The sequence below is a fragment of the Cellulomonas humilata genome, from assembly GCF_030814415.1.
Taxonomy (GTDB): Bacteria; Actinomycetota; Actinomycetes; order Actinomycetales; family Cellulomonadaceae; genus Cellulomonas; species Cellulomonas humilata_A.
In genome coordinates, this window is record NZ_JAUSVB010000007.1 from 36,214 (window position 1) to 53,022 (window position 16,809).

General features: G+C 72.3%; 20 protein-coding genes. 8 read left to right on the forward strand and 12 right to left on the reverse strand.

Annotated elements, in window-relative coordinates:
• Nucleotides 1-6 precede the first annotated feature (6 nt).
• From J2X26_RS20665 to J2X26_RS20675, 3 genes are all read right to left on the reverse strand, one after another.
• Entirely contained in the window at nt 7-618 is a 612-nt protein-coding gene (locus tag J2X26_RS20665; protein WP_307494598.1) for a PadR family transcriptional regulator, read from the reverse strand.
• Entirely contained in the window at nt 618-1,436 is an 819-nt protein-coding gene (locus J2X26_RS20670) for a DUF4097 family beta strand repeat-containing protein (protein WP_307494599.1), read from the reverse strand. Before J2X26_RS20670 ends, J2X26_RS20665 begins: the two co-directional genes overlap by 1 nt.
• A gap of 145 nt (nt 1,437-1,581) precedes the next feature.
• The gene (locus tag J2X26_RS20675) at nt 1,582-2,670 is read right to left on the reverse strand and encodes a type IV pilus twitching motility protein PilT (RefSeq protein ID WP_307494600.1); all 1,089 of its coding nucleotides are present in this window, start codon (nt 2,668-2,670) and stop codon (nt 1,582-1,584) included.
• A gap of 118 nt (nt 2,671-2,788) precedes the next feature.
• Here J2X26_RS20675 and J2X26_RS21710 point away from each other — a divergent pair, with 118 nt between their 5' ends.
• Nucleotides 2,789-2,863, forward strand: coding sequence for a 50S ribosomal protein bL37 (locus J2X26_RS21710; RefSeq protein WP_155859599.1), 75 nt, complete (start codon nt 2,789-2,791; stop codon nt 2,861-2,863).
• A gap of 66 nt (nt 2,864-2,929) precedes the next feature.
• Here J2X26_RS21710 and rsrA read toward each other — a convergent pair whose 3' ends face one another.
• Nucleotides 2,930-3,220 (reverse strand): mycothiol system anti-sigma-R factor, encoded by a 291-nt coding sequence (rsrA, locus tag J2X26_RS20680; protein WP_307494601.1) that lies wholly within the window; start codon nt 3,218-3,220, stop codon nt 2,930-2,932.
• Nucleotides 3,217-3,921 carry a sigma-70 family RNA polymerase sigma factor gene (locus J2X26_RS20685; protein WP_307494718.1) on the reverse strand — a complete coding sequence of 235 codons (705 nt, stop codon included), beginning with the start codon at nt 3,919-3,921 and terminating at the stop codon, nt 3,217-3,219. Before J2X26_RS20685 ends, rsrA begins: the two co-directional genes overlap by 4 nt.
• A 173-nt stretch (nt 3,922-4,094) precedes the next feature.
• Here J2X26_RS20685 and J2X26_RS20690 point away from each other — a divergent pair, with 173 nt between their 5' ends.
• The 6 genes from J2X26_RS20690 to J2X26_RS20715 are packed head-to-tail and all read left to right on the forward strand — an operon-like array spanning nt 4,095 to nt 9,182.
• Nucleotides 4,095-4,640: a ferritin gene (locus J2X26_RS20690; RefSeq protein ID WP_307494602.1), complete on the forward strand. Its 546-nt coding sequence runs from the start codon at nt 4,095-4,097 to the stop codon at nt 4,638-4,640.
• Between the two features lie 11 nt (nt 4,641-4,651).
• Nucleotides 4,652-5,164, forward strand: a complete 513-nt coding sequence (locus J2X26_RS20695; RefSeq protein ID WP_307494603.1) for a DoxX family protein — start codon at nt 4,652-4,654, stop codon at nt 5,162-5,164.
• A gap of 54 nt (nt 5,165-5,218) precedes the next feature.
• Nucleotides 5,219-6,502 carry a 3-phosphoshikimate 1-carboxyvinyltransferase gene (gene aroA, locus J2X26_RS20700; RefSeq protein ID WP_307494604.1) on the forward strand — a complete coding sequence of 428 codons (1,284 nt, stop codon included), beginning with the start codon at nt 5,219-5,221 and terminating at the stop codon, nt 6,500-6,502.
• The gene (gene rsgA, locus J2X26_RS20705; RefSeq protein WP_307494605.1) at nt 6,502-7,578 is read left to right on the forward strand and encodes a ribosome small subunit-dependent GTPase A; all 1,077 of its coding nucleotides are present in this window, start codon (nt 6,502-6,504) and stop codon (nt 7,576-7,578) included. The genes aroA and rsgA overlap by 1 nt, the downstream gene beginning before the upstream one ends.
• A gap of 31 nt (nt 7,579-7,609) precedes the next feature.
• On the forward strand, nt 7,610-8,413 hold the full coding sequence (gene hisN / locus J2X26_RS20710; protein ID WP_307494606.1) for a histidinol-phosphatase: 804 nt from the start codon (nt 7,610-7,612) through the stop codon (nt 8,411-8,413).
• A gap of 28 nt (nt 8,414-8,441) precedes the next feature.
• Complete coding sequence (locus J2X26_RS20715; RefSeq protein ID WP_307494607.1) at nt 8,442-9,182, forward strand: class I SAM-dependent methyltransferase; 741 nt, start codon at nt 8,442-8,444, stop codon at nt 9,180-9,182.
• Nucleotides 9,183-9,186: 4 nt separating this feature from the next.
• Here J2X26_RS20715 and J2X26_RS20720 read toward each other — a convergent pair whose 3' ends face one another.
• Genes J2X26_RS20720 through J2X26_RS20740 form a run of 5 tightly spaced genes read right to left on the reverse strand, consistent with a single transcriptional unit; the run spans nt 9,187 to nt 13,645 of the window.
• Nucleotides 9,187-9,915 carry an HAD family hydrolase gene (locus J2X26_RS20720; protein WP_307494608.1) on the reverse strand — a complete coding sequence of 243 codons (729 nt, stop codon included), beginning with the start codon at nt 9,913-9,915 and terminating at the stop codon, nt 9,187-9,189.
• On the reverse strand, nt 9,915-11,402 hold the full coding sequence (gene gltX, locus J2X26_RS20725) for a glutamate--tRNA ligase (RefSeq protein ID WP_307494609.1): 1,488 nt from the start codon (nt 11,400-11,402) through the stop codon (nt 9,915-9,917). Before gltX ends, J2X26_RS20720 begins: the two co-directional genes overlap by 1 nt.
• 24 nt (nt 11,403-11,426) lie before the next feature.
• Nucleotides 11,427-11,984, reverse strand: coding sequence for a dTDP-4-dehydrorhamnose 3,5-epimerase family protein (locus J2X26_RS20730; protein ID WP_307494610.1), 558 nt, complete (start codon nt 11,982-11,984; stop codon nt 11,427-11,429).
• Between the two features lie 39 nt (nt 11,985-12,023).
• A complete protein-coding gene (locus J2X26_RS20735; protein WP_307494611.1) occupies nt 12,024-12,809 on the reverse strand; it encodes a fumarylacetoacetate hydrolase family protein in 786 nt (261 codons plus the stop codon).
• Nucleotides 12,810-12,823: 14 nt separating this feature from the next.
• Nucleotides 12,824-13,645 (reverse strand): methyltransferase domain-containing protein, encoded by an 822-nt coding sequence (locus tag J2X26_RS20740; protein ID WP_307494612.1) that lies wholly within the window; start codon nt 13,643-13,645, stop codon nt 12,824-12,826.
• A 101-nt stretch (nt 13,646-13,746) separates the two neighbouring features.
• Here J2X26_RS20740 and J2X26_RS20745 point away from each other — a divergent pair, with 101 nt between their 5' ends.
• On the forward strand, nt 13,747-14,823 hold the full coding sequence (locus J2X26_RS20745; protein WP_307494613.1) for a heparan-alpha-glucosaminide N-acetyltransferase domain-containing protein: 1,077 nt from the start codon (nt 13,747-13,749) through the stop codon (nt 14,821-14,823).
• Here J2X26_RS20745 and J2X26_RS20750 read toward each other — a convergent pair.
• Nucleotides 14,808-16,193, reverse strand: a complete 1,386-nt coding sequence (locus J2X26_RS20750) for a hypothetical protein (protein ID WP_307494614.1) — start codon at nt 16,191-16,193, stop codon at nt 14,808-14,810. The genes J2X26_RS20745 and J2X26_RS20750 overlap by 16 nt on opposite strands.
• The gene (locus J2X26_RS20755) at nt 16,183-16,737 is read right to left on the reverse strand and encodes an RNA polymerase sigma factor (RefSeq protein ID WP_307494615.1); all 555 of its coding nucleotides are present in this window, start codon (nt 16,735-16,737) and stop codon (nt 16,183-16,185) included. Before J2X26_RS20755 ends, J2X26_RS20750 begins: the two co-directional genes overlap by 11 nt.
• Between the last annotated feature and the right edge of the window lie 72 nt (nt 16,738-16,809).

Here is a 16,809-nt window from a genome sequence, read left to right on the forward strand (position 1 = left end):
AGCTCGTCATCGCAGGGTGCCGCGCACCGCGGTGAGCGCCGAGTCCAGGACGGTCCGCAGCGTGTCGAGCGTGAGCTGCTCGACCTTCCCGCCGGCGTCGGCCCGACGCAGGTCCGCCCGGATCTCGTCGCGGAACCGGTGGATCATGGCCTCGGCGTCCATGTACCGCACGTGCGACGCCAGCCGCGGGTCGTCCGGCACCTGCGTGGCGTGCGGGACCGCGGACGCACGGGCCTGCTGGGCCGCCGCGGCGAGATCGGCGCGCAGCCCGCGCATGGACCCGCGGACGTCCTCGCGCACCTGCGCGGCACGTTCCCGGACGGACTCCGCGATGCCCTCCTCGAGGTGGCCGAGCTCGGCCCGGCGCGCCTCGAGCTCGGCGTAGCCGGCCTCCGTGAGCGCGTACGTGCTCTTGCGCTCCTCGTCGACCCGCTGCACCAGCCCTTCCTCCTCGAGCCGCGCCAGACGGGGGTAGACCGTGCCCGGGCTCGGTCGGTACGTGCCACCGAACCGGTCCGACAGCGCGGTGATGAGCTCGTAGCCGTGCTTGGGGCCACCCTCCAGCAGCGACAGCAGGTAGAGGCGCAGCTGTCCGTGCGCGAAGACGGGTGCCATCATCACGCGACCCCGGTCCCTGCACCGCGCAGCACCGTCAGGTGCCCGGACACCGTGCTGGCCGACACGAAGCACGCGCCGTCACCGGTCCGCAGGTCGACCTTGCGGTGCCCCGGCGTCGTGCCCTTGTACTCCTCGCCGTCGACGACCAGACGCCCCGACACCGACTGCCCCTTGACCTGCACGCCCTTGCCCTCGGGCAGCCGGACCGTGACGTCGCCGGAGACGGTCGTCGCGGTCAGGCTCGACGTCCCGGACGTCACGTCGAAGGTCAGCGATCCCGAGACGGAGTTGGCCTGCACCAGGCTGAGCTCCCCCGACGCGGCGAGCTCACCGGAGACCGAGTTGAGCTTGAGGTCGCCACGGTGGTCGCGGACCACGATCTCGCCGGACACCGTGTTGGCGCTCAGCCGGCCGCGGGTGCCGTCGGTGATGAGCGTGCCGGACACCGTGGACACCGACGCGTCCTGCTCGATCCCCGCCAGCAGCCCGTCGGCCGACACCGTGCCCACCTTGGCGTGCACCTCCCGCGGGACGGCGATGTGCACGTCGGCCCGGTCCTTGCCGCTGAAGTTCCGGAACTTCTCCAGGAAGCCGTCCCAGCCACCCAGAGTGAACTGGTAGCCGACCCGGAGCTCTCCGTCCCCCGACAGGCTGACCTCCAGCGGCCGGCCGTCGACCGCGTGCACCTCGATCCGTGCACCGGGTCCGTCGTGCGCGACGACGTCGACGCGGCCACCGGCGAGCTGGACGCGCAGGCTGGTGATCGCCTCGATCTCGATGATCTGCGGGCCGGCGACGACCCAGGACTCGCTTGCCATGATGCTCTCCCATTCGCGATATATCTCGTTCCGCCAGACACGTTATATCGCGTTCTACGGAGATGCAACTACTCGCGTCATATCGCGTTCAGGAACACAAGAAGAGCCCGTGACCGACGTGGTCACGGGCTCTTCTCGGGAGGGTTCAGGACACGAGGCCGGCCTGCCGCAGCTCGACCGTGAGGTCGTGCGGGCTGGTCGAGGCGGAGAGCGCCTCCTCGTACGTGATGACGTCGTCGCGGACCAGCTGGAACAGGTGCTGGTCGAACGTCTGCATCTTGTAGAAGTCGCCCTCCTTGATCAGGTCGATCAGGGGCGGGGCGTCCTCCGGGTCCAGGATCGCCTCGCGCGTCCGGCCCGTGTTGATCATGACCTCGATCGCGGGCCGCCGGCCGGTGCCGTTGGCCAGGCGGACAAGGCGCTGCGACACGATGCCGCGCAGCGCCTGCGCGAGCGCGATGCGGACCTGCTTCTGCTCGTGCGGCGGGAAGAAATCGATGATGCGGTTGATCGTCTCGGCCGCGTCGATGGTGTGCAGCGTCGACAGCACGAGGTGGCCGGTCTCGGCGGCGGACAGCGCCGCACGCACGGTCTCGACGTCACGCATCTCGCCGACGAGGATCACGTCGGGGTCCTGGCGCATCGCGGCACGCAGCGCGACCGTGAAGTCGGCGGTGTCCTGGCGGACCTCGCGCTGGGACACGATCGACTTCTTGTCCTGGTGCAGGATCTCGATCGGGTCCTCGATGGTGACGATGTTGACCTCGCGCAGCGTGTTGATGAGGTCGACCATCGACGCCAGCGTCGTCGTCTTGCCCGACCCGGTGGGCCCGGTCACCAGGACCAGCCCGCGGGGCTCCAGGGCCAGCTCACCGATGACCTCGGGCAGCGCCAGCTCGGCGAGCGCCTGGGCGCCGACAGCGACCCGGCGGAACACCATGCCGTACGTGCCGCGCGCCTGGTAGGCGTTGACGCGGAACCGGCCGACGCCGGAGACCGAGTAGGCGAAGTCCGCCTCGTGGTGCTCCCGGAACTTGTCGACCAGGTCGTCGGGCAGGACCTCCTCGAGCATCCGCTCGGTGTCCGCGGGCTTGAGGTCGGGCACCTGCAGCTTGCGCAGCCGCCCGTCGACACGCACGCGGGGCGCGGACCCGACCTTGCAGTGCAGGTCGGAGCCGCCCGTGCTCGCGAGGGCGTGCAGGAACGGGATCACGGACTGTGTCGGCTGGCTCACGCACTGGATATCGGACGACGAGGCCCCGCACTTGAGGGCACGCGATATGTGGGACCATGGAGCGAGTCCGGCGAGTAGCACGGGCGCCGACCCCCGTACGTCGACGAAGGAAGATCCCATGAGCAAGCGAGGCCGCAAGCGCCGCTCCCGCAAGGGCAGTGCAGCGAACCACGGCAACCGTCCCAACGCCTGAGCGTTCGGAGACAGGTAGTCAGAAGGCCCGGAGCAGCAGCTGCTGCACCGGGCCTTCGTCACTCGTTCAGTCCCGCGTCACCCGCATGACCGTCAGCTGCTCGTGGATCTTCAGCCGCAGACCGTCCGGTGCCGCCTCCTGGCAGCCCCGGCGCACGAGGGTCTTCACGACGACGTCGACGTCGTACTCCTCGAGGCAGCCCTGGCACTCGGACAGGTGCGCCCGGACCGTCGCGGCGTCGACCGCGCCCAGCTCGGCGTCCAGGTACTCCCACAACCGGTCCAGCGCGTCGGCGCAGTTGTTGCCGCAGTTGCCGGCGGCAGGGGTCAGCGGGTCTGCGTCGTGCAGGTCACTCATCGTTCGCCCTCCGGTGCGGTGGGGGCCACCCCGACCAGACCACGCCCCCGCGCGTAGTCCGACAGCAGCTCGCGCAGCTGTGCGCGGCCGCGGTGCAGGCGGGACATCACCGTCCCGATCGGCGTCCCCATGATCTCGGCGATCTCCTTGTACGCGAAGCCCTCGACGTCGGCGAGGTACACCGCGATCCGGAACTCCTCCGGCAGACGCTGCAGCGCGTCCTTGATGTCGGAGTCCGGGAGGTGGTCGAGCGCCTCGGCCTCGGCAGACCGCAGGCCCCTCGACGTGTGCGACTCGGCGCGGGCCAGCTGCCAGTCCTCGATCTCCTCGGACCGGGACTGCTGAGGCTCGCGCTGCTTCTTGCGGTACGAGTTGATGTACGTGTTGGTCAGGATCCGGTACAGCCACGCCTTGAGGTTGGTGCCCGGGCGGTACTGGTGGAACGCGGCGAACGCCTTGGCGAACGTCTCCTGCACCAGGTCCTCGGCGTCTGCCGGGTTGCGCGTCATGCGCAGGGCAGCGCCGTACAGCTGGTCCAGGTAGACCAGCGCCTCCGCCTCGAACCTCTCGGTCCGTGCCGCGTCGTCCTCGGTCTCAGGCGCGCGGTTCGTGTCCTCGCTCATCGCGGTCGAGCCTAGTCCCGCAGGCTGAGGACCACCGACCGGCGTGGGCCACGCCACATCGATCGCGGCAGACTGCATCTGCGCGGGTGCCAGAGCCGGAAGAGTGTCCACGGGGATACCGATGGCCCAGCCCGTCACGGACGTCGTGGCGGGTCGCGCCTCGGTGGTGCAGCTCATGGTGGGCACAACGGCGCGAGCGCGCGAGCCATTCCCTCGTGCTGAACCCCAGGGGACAGCACTAGGTTGGCGGCATGACGAGCACTGCCGACGAGTCCACGTTCCTGCGCCTGCTCCGCGAGCAGATCGGCCACGAGTTCGACGCCCACCAGCAGTACGTGGCGATCGCCGTGTGGTTCGACGGGCAGGACCTCCCCCAGCTGGCACGGCACTACTACCGGCAGGCGATCGAGGAGCGCAACCACGCGCTGATGATCGTGCAGTACCTGCTCGACCGGGACCTGCCCGTCGCCATCCCCGGCGGCAGCGCGGTGCGCAACGACTTCACCCAGGTCACCGAGCCGATCGGCCTGGCCCTGCAGCAGGAGAAGCAGGTCACCACGCAGATCGAGGCCATCTTCGCCGCGGCCCGCGCGGAGGGTGACGCCCTGGGCGAGCAGTTCCTGCTCTGGTTCCTCAAGGAGCAGGTCGAGGAGGTCGCGTCGGCGACCACGCTGCTCACCGTCGCCACGCGTGCCGGCGACAACCTGTTCGACCTCGAGAACTACGTCGCCCGCGAGCAGATCGGTGACGGTGGCGAGTCCGCCGACGCACCCTCCGCCGCCGGTGGCGCCCTGTAGGAGGAGCTGCCGTGCTGCTGCGTCGTCTCGCACGTCCCCTGTTCGCCTCGTGGTTCGTCACCGAGGGTCTCGATGTCGTCCGGCACCCCGCCGCGCACGCCGCCGACGCCCGCGGCGCCCTGACCACGCTGCGCGCCCGGCTGCCCGAGCCCGTCCGCGAGGGGCCGGCCGGTGAGGCGCTGGGCTACGAGCTCAGCGACCGCCAGCTGACCACGATCGTCCAGGTGCACGGTGTCGCGCTGGCGGGGGCGGGGGTGCTGCTCGCCGTCGGCAAGGCACCGCGCACGGCCGCGCTCGCCCTGGCGGTCCTGACGGCGCCCCTGATCGTGCTGAACCTGCCGTTCAAGCGCGTCAAGGGCGAGGACCCGGTCCTGCGCCGGGCCCGTCGCGACCGGTTCGTGCGCGCGCTGGCGTTCACGGGCGGTGCCCTCATCGCCGGGGTCGACCTCGAGGGGCGCCCCGGGATCAGCTGGCGCGTGCAGAAGGCGCGCTCCGACCACGCCGCGGCGAAGTCCACCGACTGACCGAGCCTGAGACGTCCACCAGGCTCCGTCGGCACCCCCGATAGCCTGGGTGCCATGGATCTCTGGACCGCACCGCTCGCCGGTGGCCCGCTCGACGCATCTGTGGACGTGCCCGGATCGAAGTCCCTGACCAACCGGTACCTCGTCCTGGCCGCGCTCGCGGACGCACCGGGTCGCCTGCGCGGCGCGCTGCGGTCCCGCGACACCCTCCTGATGCAGGACGCGCTGACCAGCCTGGGCGCGCGGATCGACGAGGACGGCGCCGACTGGGTGGTCACGCCGGGGCCGGTGCAGGGTGCGGCGAGCATCCAGTGCGGCCTCGCGGGGACCGTCATGCGCTTCCTGCCGGCCGTCGCCGCGATCGCCGACGGGCCGGTCCGGTTCGACGGTGACGACGCCGCCCTGGCCCGGCCGATGGGTCCGGTGCTCACCGCGCTGCGCACGCTGGGCGTGCGCGTCGAGGAGCACGGCGAGCCCGGTCACCTTCCGTTCACGGTGCACGGTCGCGGGTCCGTGCGCGGCGGCCAGGTCGACGTCGACGCCTCGGCGTCCAGCCAGTTCGTCTCCGGCCTGCTGCTCGCCGCCGCCCGGTTCGAGCAGGGGCTGACCCTGCGGCACACCGGCCGGACGCTGCCGAGCCTGCCCCACATCGAGATGACCGTCGCGCTGCTGCGCGAGTCGGGCGTCGCGGTCGACGACTCCCGGCCCGCGATCTGGCAGGTCAGCCCGGGGCGGATCGCCGGGCGCGACGTGCGCGTCGAGCCGGACCTGTCGAACGCGGCGCCGTTCCTGTGCGCGGCGCTGGTCGCCGGCGGCACCGTGAGGGTGCCGGGCTGGCCCACGTCCACGACGCAGCCCGGGGGCCTCCTGCCCGGGATCCTGGAGCGCATGGGCGCCACCACACGCCTGGACGGCGACGTGCTGAGCGTGACGGCGACCGGTGCGATCCGCGGGGTCGACCTCGACCTGCACGCCGCAGGGGAGATCGCGCCGACCATCGCCGCGCTGGCCGCCCTGGCGGACTCCCCCACCCGGCTGCGCGGCATCGCCCACCTGCGCGGACACGAGACCGACCGGCTCGCCGCCCTCGCTGCCGAGATCACGCGGCTCGGCGGGCAGGCGGAGCAGACGTCGGACGGGCTCGTCATCACGCCGCGACCGCTGACCGGCGGCACCTGGCACACGTACGAGGACCACCGGATGGCCACCGCGGGCGCGCTCGTCGGCCTCCGGGTGCCGGGCGTCGAGGTGGAGGACGTCGCGACGACCGCCAAGACGATCCCGGACTTCGTGGGGCTCTGGGGCGGCATGCTGACCGGATCGGCCGTGCTGGCCTGATGGGGACCCGGCGCTACGACGAGCGGGACGTCCGTATCCGTCCTGGTCGTGGCTCGCGCCCCCGGACCAAGCAGCGTCCCGAGCACGCCGACGCCGAGACCGCGCTGGTCACGGCGGTGGACCGCGGTCGCTACGCGATCCTCGTCGACCCCGACGGACCCGACGAGCGCGTCGCTATCGCGATGAAGGCCCGCGAGCTGGGCCGCGACCGCGTGGTGCCGGGCGACCGCGTGGACATCGTCGGCGACACGTCCGGCGACGAGGGCTCGCTGTCCCGCATCGTGCGGATCGGCGAGCGCCGCACCGTGCTGCGGCGGACGGCCGACGACACCGACCCGATCGAGCGGATCATCGTCGCGAACGCCGACCAGCTGGTGATCGTGACCGCCCTGGCGGACCCCGAACCCCGCACCCGCATGATCGACCGGTGCGTCGCCGCCGCCTACGACGCCCGCATGGACGCGCTGCTCGCGCTGACCAAGGCCGACCTGGCGGACCCCGCCGAGCTGGTCGGGATGTACGCCCCGATCGGCGTCGAGGTCGTGGTCACGAGCGCGCAGTCGTCCGTCGGGGGCAAGATCATCCACGGCTTGGACGACGTGCGGGCCGCCCTGGAGGGCAAGACCTCGGTGCTCGTCGGCCACTCCGGTGTCGGCAAGTCGACGCTGGTGAACGCGCTCGTTCCCGGCACGTATCGGGCCGTCGGCATCGTCAACGACGTGACAGGTCGCGGGCGGCACACGTCCAGCTCCGCCGTGGCCCTGCGCGTGCCGGGCACCTCGAAGCCCACCTGGGTCATCGACACCCCGGGTGTGCGGTCGTTCGGGCTCGCGCACGTCGACCCGCAGCACCTGCTGGGCGCGTTCGCCGACCTCGCCGCGGTCGCGGAGGAGTGCCCGCGCGGCTGCACGCACGCCGACGACGCCCCCGACTGCGCGCTGGACGAGTGGGTCGAGGCCTCCCCCGACGACGTGACCCGGGCGGCCCGGGCGGCCCGGATCGAGTCCTTCCGCCGGCTGCTGGCGAGCCGGCTCGGCAGCGGCGAACCGGACAACCGGGAGCCCGCACGTCCCTGACGTGCGAACTCGACCCACTACGGTGTCGGGCATGAGCCTGCGCCCCGGGTACGACGACGACCTGCGCCTCGCCCACGTGATCGCGGACCAGGTCGACGGGTTGACCATGTCCCGGTTCAAGGCGCAGGACCTGCGCGTGGAGACCAAGCCCGACCTCTCCCCCGTGTCCGACGCCGACAAGACGGCCGAGGAGATCGTGCGCGGTCAGCTGTCCCGGGCACGGCCGCGCGACGCGGTGCACGGCGAGGAGATGGGCGACACCGGCCACGGGCCGCGGCGCTGGATCATCGACCCGATCGACGGCACCAAGAACTTCGTCCGCGGGGTGCCCGTCTGGGCCACGCTCATCGGGCTGCTGGACGGCGACCAGGTGGTGGTGGGCGTGGTCAGCGCCCCCGCGCTCGGCCGCCGGTGGTGGGCCGCGCAGGGCTCGGGCGCGTGGACGGGCAAGTCGCTCGCGGCCGCGAGCCAGCTGCACGTCTCCGGGGTCGACCGCCTCGAGGACGCCTCGCTGTCGTACTCGTCGCTGGGCGGCTGGGAGGAGCGGGGGCAGCTGGACGCCTTCCTCGACCTGTCGCGACGCACGTGGCGCACCCGGGCCTACGGCGACTTCTGGTCGCACGTGCTGGTCGCGGAGGGCGCCGTCGACCTGTCCGCGGAGCCCGAGCTGGCGCTGCACGACATGGCGGCCCTGGTGCCCATCGTCACGGAGGCCGGCGGCATGTTCACGTCGATCCGGGGGGTGCCGGGCCCGTTCGGCGGGTCGGCGCTGGTGTCCAACGGGAAGCTGCACCAGGCGGCCCTGGAGTACCTGGACCCGCTGCCTGAGGCGTGACGGGCCGGTCCGCGGCACGATCGATGCCATGAGCACCGACGACCGTGACGACCGCGCCGCCTCGTTCGACCGCGCGGCGGCCGTCTACCAGGCCACCCGGCCGAGCTATCCCGACGACGCCGTCCGATGGTCGGTGCCCGCGGAGGCGCGCGACGTCCTCGACCTGGCCGCCGGGACGGGCAAGCTCACCGAGCGCCTCGTCGCGCTCGGCTGGCACGTGGTCGCCGTGGAGCCGTCGGACGCGATGCGGGCCGAGCTGACCGCCGTCCTGCCGGCCGTGGAGGCGTTCCCCGGCACCGCCGAGCGGACGGGCCTGCCCGACGCCTCGGTGGACGCCGTGACCATCGCGCAGGCGTGGCACTGGGTCGACCCGCCGGCGGCCTCCGCCGAGCTCGCCCGCATCCTGCGCCCCGGCGGGCAGGTCGCCGCGATCTGGAACGTGCGGGACCAGGAGACCGACTGGGTGGCGCGGTGGACGGAGATCGTGCACCGCGGGGACACCCTGGAGACCAGCTACCGCGACCCGGAGCTCGGGGACGCGTTCACCGAGCCGGAGCACGCCACCTTCCACTGGGCCCAGCGGCTGCGCGCCGCCGACCTGCGCACGCTGGCGGCGAGCCGCAGCCACCTGATCCTGCTGCCGGCCGACGAGCGGGACGCGCTGCTCGACGAGATCGACCGGCTCGTCACCACCCACCCCGACCTGCGCGGACGGGAGTGGATCGACGTGCCGTACCGGACGGAGTGCTACCGGGCGCGGCTGCTCTGAGCCCTCACAGGCCCAGCACGCCGGGGAGCTGGTCGAACGACTCGATCGTGACGACGTCGGCCGCCGCGATCTCGGCGTCGGTCAGCGGCAGCCGGCGCCCGCCGGGCCGGTCGACCCAGATGCCGAGCAGCCCCGCCGCGCGGGCGGCCACGGCGTCGACGTCGAGCTCGTCGCCCACGTAGGCCGTGCGCTCGGGCGCGGTGCCCAGCCGTCGGCACGCCTCGACGAACACCCGCGGGTCCGGCTTGCCGAAGCCGAGCGTGTCGACGCCGACGAGCATCGGCACGCGGTCGAGCAGGCGGACCCGCTCGAGCTTGGTGGTCTGGAGCCCGACCGACGCGTTGGACAGCGCGCCGACCGCGAGACCCGCCGCGAGGAGCTTGTCGAGGACCGCGTCGACGTCCGGGTGGGCGACCCATGCGTCCGCGAACGCCTGCTGGAACGACTCGTCCCAGACGGCGAACCCATCGGCGTCCAGCGTCGGTCCGCCGAACAGCTCGTGCAGCTCGTTGGCGCGCGTCATCCGCTGCTCGACGAAGCCGACCTCGCCGCGCGTGTACGCCGCGTAGTGGCCGCCGACGTCGGCCCGCCAGACCGTGACCAGCTCCGGGTGCCGCTCGGGCGGGAGGTCCGGCAGGTACCGACGCGCGACGTCCGACAGCGCGTGGCCGAACGCACCACGTGTGTCGACGAGGGTGTCGTCGATGTCGAACAGGACGCCGTCGACGCGCATCAGAGCGACGCGCGCAGGGCGGCGATCCGCGCGAGCGTGGACTCCTTGCCCAGGATCTCCATGGACTCGAACAGCGGCGGCGAGATGCGGCGACCGCTCAGCGCCACCCGCAGGGGCGTGAACGCGAACCTCGGCTTGATGCCGAGGCCGTCGACGAGCGCGGCCTGCAGCGCCTCCTGCGTGGCGGCGGTGGTGAAGTCGTCGACGGCCGCCAGTGCGGTCGCCGCGGCGTCGAGGACGGACCCGGACTCCTCGCGCAGCGCGCCGCGGGCGTCGTCGGCGATCTCGAGGGCGTCGTCCGCGACGAACAGGAAGCCGAGCATGCCGACCGCCTCGCCCAGGAGCGTGATGCGCTCCTGGATCAGCGGGGCGCCCGCGTCGAGCAGCGCGCGGTGCTCCACGGACAGGTCTGCGTAGGAGTCGGTCGGGACCACTCCTCCACGGTGCAGGTACGGGACCAGCCGGTCGCGGAAGTCCCCGGGCGCGAGCAGCCGGACGTGGGCCGAGTTGATGGCCTCGGCCTTCTTCACATCGAAGCGCGCCGGGTTCGGGTTGACGTCCGCGACGTCGAACGCGGCCGTCATCTCCGCCATCGAGAAGATGTCCCGGTCCGGGCCGATCGACCAGCCGAGCAGCGCGAGGTAGTTGAGCAGACCCTCGGGCGTGAACCCGTTGTCCCGGTGCAGGAACAGGTTGGACTCGGGGTCGCGCTTGGAGAGCTTCTTGTTGCCGTCGCCGAGCACCGACGGCAGGTGCCCGAACACGGGCTCGCCCGAGCCGACGCCGATCGCGGCCAGCGCCCGGTACAGAGCGATCTGCCGGGGGGTGGACGACAGCAGGTCCTCGCCGCGCAGCACGTGCGTGATGCCCATCAGGGCGTCGTCCACCGGGTTGACCAGCGTGTAGAGCGGCTGACCGTTGGCGCGCACGATGACGAAGTCCGGCACCGAACCGGCCTTGAAGGTCACCTCGCCGCGCACCAGGTCCGCGAACGTGAGGTCGTCCTCCGGCATCAGCAGGCGCAGGACCGGCTCCCGGCCCTCCGCGCGGAACGCCGCCTTCTGCTCGTCGGTCAGGTCCCGGTCGACGCCGTCGTAGCCCAGCTTCGGGTCCCGGCCTGCCGCCTTGTGACGCGCCTCGATCTCCTCCGGTGTGGAGAACGACTCGTACGCGTGCCCGCCCTCGACCAGCCGACGCACGACGTCCGCGTAGAGGTCCGTCCGCTGCGACTGCCGGTACGGCTCGTGCGGACCGCCGACCTCGACGCCCTCGTCCCAGTCCAGGCCCAGCCAGCGCAGCCCGTCGAGCAACTGGAGGTAGGACTCCTGCGAGTCGCGCGCCGCGTCCGTGTCCTCGATGCGGAAGACGAACGTGCCACCCGTGTGGCGCGCGTACGCCCAGTTGAACAGGGCGGTCCGGATCAGTCCGACGTGCGGGGTGCCGGTGGGCGAGGGGCAGAAGCGAACGCGAACAGCAGAGGAAGTCACAGGCTCCAGGCTACTGGCGGTCCGTCAGGCCTTGGTCCAGACCATGGCGCTGCGGTCCTTGACCGAGACCTGCGCCGGGTCGTCGACGTCCACCGGGACCGGCCACTCGATGCCGAGGTCCGGGCTCAGCGGGTTGTAGGCGACGCCGGGCATGCCCGGACGCCACTCGGTGTCGAAGCAGTACAGGTACTGCGTCTCGTCGGACACCGACTGGAACCCGTTGCAGACCCCCTTCGGCACGAAGACCTGCGTGCCCTTCTCCAGCGGCACCGTGTGGACCGCACCGTACGTCGGCGAGCCCTCCCGGGCGTCGAGGTAGGCGCCCAGCGCCTGCCCGGAGACGATCCCGACCAGCTTGTTCATGGCCTCGCCGTGCAGACCGCGGATCGCACCGCGCTTGCTCTCGGTGATGTTGACCTGAGCCCACGGGCCGTCGACCTTGGACCTGAGCTCGTCGTCCTCCCACACCGAGCCGCGGTAGAACTCCCGCACGGTGCCGCGCTCGTCCCCGATCTGCTTCAGGCGGAAGACGAGCAGGCCGTCGATCGGGGTGGTCTCCACGGCGACATCGACAAAGCTCACGGTTCTCCTTCGTTCGGGTGGGCGATGGTGCCCAGGGTGTCAGTGGCGGCGCAGCACCGGGTTGCGCAGGACCCCGATGTCCTCGACCTCGACCTCGACCACGTCGCGGTCCACGATCGGGCTCACTCCCGCGGGGGTGCCGGTGAGGATGAGGTCGCCGGGCAGGAGCGTGAACACCTCGGACACGTACGAGACGAGGTACGCCGCGTCGAAGATCATCTGCGACGTGCGGCCGTCCTGCTTCGTCTCGCCGTTGACGCGGGCGCGGACGTACAGGTCGTCGACGTCGAGGCCCGGCACGATCCACGGCCCGATCGGGCACGAGCCGTCGAACCCCTTCGCGCGGGTCCACTGGGCGTCGGCCCGCTGGGCGTCGCGCGCGGTGACGTCGTTGGCGACGGTGTACCCGAACACGTAGTCCAGGGCGCGGTCGGGCGGGACGTCCTTGGTGACCTTGCCGATGACGATGGCCAGCTCGGCCTCGTGCTCGACGTGCTCGGTCCAGTCGGGCAGGACGATCGGGTCGTCCGGGCCGATCACCGAGGTGTTCGGCTTGAGGAACAGCAGCGGCGCGGGCGGGAGCTCGTTGCCCATCTCCGCGGCGTGGTCGGCGTAGTTGCGGCCGACGCCGATGATCTTGGAGCGTGGGATGACCGGCGCCAGCAGGCGGACGCTGTCGTCGTCGAGACGGATCTGCTCGCCCGTGGGCTGCACCGGTGTGTAGAGCGGGTCGCCGGTGATGACCACGAGCTCCTCGGAGCCGGGAGCTCCGTCGACCAGGGCGTAGCGGGGGTCTCCCCCGGTGGTGAACCTCGCGATGCGCACCTGCGCAGCCTAGTTCAGGCCCGGGCCAGGACCTCGCCGTGCAGGACCGCGAACCAGCCGTCGGGCTGCTTGCCCCACTCGCGCCACGCGTCGGCGAGGAGCTCGAGCCCGACCTCGTCGGCGAGGCCGTGCGCGATGGCCTGCGCGGCGAAGTTCGAGGCGACCGAGCGGTCCGCCCACAGCCCCGCCCACCAGGCGCGGTCCTCCGGGGTGGCGTAGCACCAGACGCCGGCGCTGGGCACGATGCCGTCCGCCTCGAACCCGGCCTCGCGCACCCACGACTGCAGCTTGCGGCCGGCGTTCGCGTCGGCCCCGTTGGCCTGCGTGACCTCGTGGTACAGCGCCAGCCACTCGTCCAGGCCGTCCGACTGGGGGTACCAGGTCATGCCCGAGTAGTCGGCGTCGCGCAGCGCGACGAGCCCGCCCGGCCGCGTGACGCGGCGCATCTCCCGCAGCGCCGCGATGGGGTCCGTGAGGTGCTGGAGCACCTGGTGGGCGTGCACGACGTCGAAGGAGTCGTCGGGGAACGGGAGCTCGTAGGCGTCGGCCACCTGGAACGTCACGTTGTCCGCGCCCGCGTCCGCCGCCGCCTTCTGCGCGATCTCCACGACCGCCGCGGAGGTGTCGACGCCGACGACCTCACCGGGCTCGAGGCGGGCCGCCAGGTCGATCGTCACCGAGCCCGGGCCGCAGCCCACGTCCAGCAGCCGGGTACCCGGGACCAGGGCCGGCAGCAGGTAGGCCGCGGAGTTCTCGGCGGTGCGCCAGCGGTGCGAGCGCAGCACGGACTCGTGGTGTCCGTGGGTGTACACGTCGGGGTGCGTCGGGGAGTTCACATCGAACTGTAATCATCGATGAGGCCCAGAGTTCAATAACCGGGACGAACCGTTTCGACATGCGAGATCCCGCGGGTCGCTCGGCTCGCTAGCATCCGATCATGCGCCGCATCGTGGGGATCGACGTCGCCCGGGGGCTCGCCGTGCTCGGGATGATGACCGCGCACGTCGGTCCCGACGACCACGGGCCCATCCCTCCGGGCGGCTTCGCGCAGCTGGCGGACGGTCGGCCGGCAGCCCTGTTCGTCGTCCTGGCCGGCCTGTCCCTGGCGCTGCTCTCCGGCAGCACGAATCCCGTCACTGGCACCCGTCTCGTGCAGGCGCGCGTGCGCATCCTGGTCCGGGCGCTGCTGCTGTTCGCCCTCGGGGAGCTCCTCGTGATCCTGGCGACGCCGGTCGTCGTGATCCTGCCGACGTACGGGCTGCTGTTCGCGCTGGGCTGCGTGGCGCTGCGCTGGTCGCGGGCCGCTCTGCTGACGGCGGCGGGGGTCGTCGCCGTGCTCGGCCCCCCGCTGGGGCAGGCCATCGCCGCCGCCCTCGAGGGCGCGCGACCGACCGTCCTCGCCGAGATCACGGTCGGCCACTACTACCCGGCGATCGTGTGGACGGCCTACCTGCTGGTCGGGCTCGCGATCGGTCGCAGCGACCTGCGCTCCACGCGGCTGCGCGGCATCGGTGCCCTGGCCGGCGTCGGGCTCGTGATCCTCGGGCACGGCGGCTCCTGGGTCGCGCTGCACCTGTTCGGCTGGCCCGCCGCGCTGGCGATCGCCGAGCCGCACTCGTCGACCACCTTCGAGGTCGTGGGCAACGTCGGGGTCGCGCTGCTGGTGATCGCCGGGAGCCTCGCCGTCGCCGACCGGTGGCCGCGGGTCCTCGCGCCGCTGGCGGCCGTCGGGTCGCTCGCGCTCACCGCGTACACCGTGCACATCGTCGTCATCGCCGCCCTCGGGCAGGGCGTCGTCTACCAGGCGACCGTCGGGGTGTGGCTCGCGTTCATCCTCACGACGATCGGGCTGTGCTGGCTCTGGGTGGTGTCCGTCGGGCGCGGGCCGCTCGAGTGGGTCCTGCACCGGGTCTCGACCAGGGCGGCGGACATCGTCCCCGACGTACTTCCGCCGCGCACGACCGAACCGTCAGACGCCACCGAGAGCGACTCCGCAGGTCAGGCGCACTCGTAGACGTTGTTGGCGGCGTCCTGCCGCATCCCGAGCAGCCACGTGCCGGCCGGCCCCTTCAGCGCGAACAACGCGTTCGCCTCGAGGAAGGCGTCGTCGGTCGGGTACGCGTACCCCGCTGCCGCGCCGTGCAGAGTTCCCCACTCGTCCGCCGCCGGGTCGTCGCCGCCGAGCTCGGAGACGGTCCACGAGTTCTCCTCCTGCCACGCCCGCACCGCGCGCGAGAGCGGGTTGCCTCCTGCGACCGGCAGGTACACCCGACGGCCGTCCGGCGTCGTCCCGCCCGGCCGCCAGTCGCCGGGCACGTGCGCGTCGTCCTGCGAGAACGTCGTCCACAGGCACGACTGCCCTCCCGGAGCGATGGTCTGCGTGGGGTACTCGTCGCCGGTGTCCGTCCGGACGATGCCGTCGTCCCACCGGATCGCCTCGAAGTCCCCCGCCGGGATGTCGCTCGCTTCGAGTCGCACGAAGGTGCCGAAGGGTGTCGCCAGGCCGTAGGTGAGGTCCGTGACGTCGGGCACCGACGAGTAGTCCGTGACCCGTGCGACCACGTCGACCGGGCCGAGGTCGCGCAGCACGCGCAGCTCGAAGTCATCCTTCATGGTCGGGTCGGCGTCGCCGTACATCCTGAACCCGAAGGCGGGCGTCCGGGCGGTGTTGGTGGTCGTCACGGTGAACCCGTCGCCCAGGTCGATCGACGCCGGAAGGGTGAGCGTGTCGTAGAAGGTGTCCTCGTCCCGCACCCAGCCCGGCGGCGTGCTGTAGCTCTCCCCCTCCTCGGCGCACAGGTCGACCGTCCGCGCGCTCGGGCAGGCGATCCGCCGAACACCCTGCGCGTCGACCTCGAACAGACCGCCGACGTACCACGTGCCCAGCTGGTCGTACGTCGTGAAGTAGATCGACGCTTCGCCTCGGGTGCCGACGAGGTGCGGGTTCGAGAACTCGCCGAAGACCGCCTCGAGCTCGGGCGCCGGCACCGGCGTCTGCCAGACCTCACCGGTGCGGGGTGCGCTCAGCCGGGCGATCACGGTGGCGTCGTCGATCGACTCGGCGCGCGTCGGCGGACCGGTGGGCGTCGGGGTCGCGGTGGGCGTGGGCGCGCTCGTCGGCGTCGGCGTCGGCGTCGGCGCGACCGTGGGGGTCACGACGGGCACCACCGGCTCCGGGGTCTCCTGGCCGAGCCCGAACCACAGGCCGACCCCGAGCACCCCGACGACACCCACACCCGCGAACGACTCGGCGGTGTGCCGCACGATCCGGCGACGACGCGCCGCGGACCGGACCAGGCCCAGCCGGCCACCGTCCAGTGCCGGGGCGGCACCCTCGATCTCGTTGGCCGCCCGGGCGAGCAGGGCGTGCAGCTCATCGCTCATGGCGCACCTCCGTCGTGTCCAGCGTCCGCACCGCGATCCGCTCGCTCACGTCCGCCGTGCTCCCCAGCGCCGCGTTCAGCCGCGCGAGCCCGTCCGACGTGTACCGCTTGACCGCACCCTCGGACAGCCCGAGCGCCGAGGCCGTCTCGACCACGGAGAGGTCCTCCATCTGCCGCAGGACCACGCACGCGCGCTCCCGTGGGCTCAGTGCCGCGAGCGCCCGGACCACGTCCGCGCCGGGCAGCCGGTCGTCCGGCAGGACCACCGGCGACGTCTGCGCAGCCGCACGCGCCATCAGCCGCGCCTCACGGGTCTTGCGCCGACCCGCGTCGATCGCCCGCGACGCGATCGCCCGACGCACGTAGGCCTCCGCCTGCTCGACCGACCCGAACCGCGCCCGCCCGGAGAACGCCGCGATCAACGACTCCTGCACCAGGTCCTGGGCATCCGACGGCGACGCCGAGACGAGCGTGGCATGCGCGACCAGGCGCTGATACCGCTCACGGGCGACCTGCTCCAGCAGGTCCTCCCACCGTCTGCTCACGCACCACGCTCCCTGTTCGCGTCTCCTGCACCCATAACGCCTGTCGACTGCTCCGACGTTGGGGTTGAGGTT

Coding starts and splice junctions, on each gene's coding strand:
- J2X26_RS20665 (WP_307494598.1), bottom strand. CDS start 618: ATGATGGCACCCGTCTTCGCGCACGGACAGCTGCGCCTCTACCTGCTG.
- J2X26_RS20670 (WP_307494599.1), bottom strand. CDS start 1,436: ATGGCAAGCGAGTCCTGGGTCGTCGCCGGCCCGCAGATCATCGAGATC.
- rsrA (WP_307494601.1), bottom strand. CDS start 3,220: ATGAGTGACCTGCACGACGCAGACCCGCTGACCCCTGCCGCCGGCAAC.
- J2X26_RS20685 (WP_307494718.1), bottom strand. CDS start 3,921: ATGCAGTCTGCCGCGATCGATGTGGCGTGGCCCACGCCGGTCGGTGGT.
- J2X26_RS20690 (WP_307494602.1), top strand. CDS start 4,095: ATGACGAGCACTGCCGACGAGTCCACGTTCCTGCGCCTGCTCCGCGAG.
- aroA (WP_307494604.1), top strand. CDS start 5,219: ATGGATCTCTGGACCGCACCGCTCGCCGGTGGCCCGCTCGACGCATCT.
- rsgA (WP_307494605.1), top strand. CDS start 6,502: ATGGGGACCCGGCGCTACGACGAGCGGGACGTCCGTATCCGTCCTGGT.
- hisN (WP_307494606.1), top strand. CDS start 7,610: ATGAGCCTGCGCCCCGGGTACGACGACGACCTGCGCCTCGCCCACGTG.
- J2X26_RS20715 (WP_307494607.1), top strand. CDS start 8,442: ATGAGCACCGACGACCGTGACGACCGCGCCGCCTCGTTCGACCGCGCG.
- J2X26_RS20720 (WP_307494608.1), bottom strand. CDS start 9,915: ATGCGCGTCGACGGCGTCCTGTTCGACATCGACGACACCCTCGTCGAC.
- J2X26_RS20745 (WP_307494613.1), top strand. CDS start 13,747: ATGCGCCGCATCGTGGGGATCGACGTCGCCCGGGGGCTCGCCGTGCTC.
- J2X26_RS20750 (WP_307494614.1), bottom strand. CDS start 16,193: ATGAGCGATGAGCTGCACGCCCTGCTCGCCCGGGCGGCCAACGAGATC.